The 1,007-nt window shown below is 35.3% G+C and carries 1 protein-coding gene; it reads right to left on the bottom strand.

The features are described from left to right. A partial coding sequence (locus CIGNP85_RS08230; protein ID WP_272888193.1) for a flagellin hook IN motif-containing protein occupies positions 1-1,007 on the bottom strand: 1,007 nt, incomplete at both ends.

The raw sequence follows: 1,007 nt of genomic DNA, 5'->3' as shown, positions 1-1,007 counted from the left end.
GCTCTTAGCTTGTCTAGAGTCTTTCTAGCTGCTTCAGCTACATCCACCATAGCCTGGGCACCACCATAAGTATTTACGCCACCGGCTTGGTCTACTTCTTGATTGGCATTAGATGCGTTACCATTAAAAAATCCCATTGCTTTAGCCATTGTAGCACTAATTGTACCAGAGTTCATATATTTCAGATTTACCGATGTTTGATTATATGCCTTGTTAGCGTTAGCCGCATTAGATATTGCAGCATTGCCACTAAATATATGAGAAGCGATTAATGACATATTTTGTAGGCCTATTTTGATATCTCTAGCGTCTTGGCGAATGAAAGTCAATTGACCTAAATATGTAATACCTTTTTCTGAAAAATTACCTTTCACGCCTCCAGCTATTGTAAAACTATTAACAGAATGTGTATCTACATTAATAGCTCTACCATCTTTAGCAGCTAAAACTAGACGACCATTTTCAAGGCTTGCTTCTACTCCGGTTTCATCTTTTTTAGCGTTAATTGCAGCGATTAGAGCATTGTCAGAATCATTAGCTTTTACAGTAATATTTCCAATAGTTACGCCATTAATTGTTAAATCTTGTATTGTACCAGCACCAATAGCTTCTGACATAATTTGAGTATTATTAACTTTAACTTTTACACCAGTTTTATCTGAAACGCCATTCATCATATCAGCTACAGCTTTATAGCCATCTTTTGCTAATACCGTACCAGCAATTGCTTGAAATTCATAACCATTAGGATATCCATCAACACCACTAAGTTTTACTGTTAGGGTTTGATTTGATAAAGTAGAGACAGTAGATACAACAGTATTAAAAACAGTCTCAAACCTAGTATGCCCAATTGTATTTGAGTTTGTAGCACCTATACTTACTTTTGCAGTTTCATTACTATAAGCACCTATTTGGAAGTTTTTGTTTGAAAAATTTCCATTTAGTAGTTGTTGGCCATTAAAGCTTGTAGTAGTAGCTATCATATCTAGTTCTTCAAGAAGTCT

The organism is Campylobacter sp. P0085 (assembly GCF_002139495.1).
In the GTDB taxonomy this organism is placed as follows: Bacteria; Campylobacterota; Campylobacteria; order Campylobacterales; family Campylobacteraceae; genus Campylobacter; species Campylobacter devanensis.
This window is presented reverse-complemented; position numbering and strand designations above follow the sequence as displayed.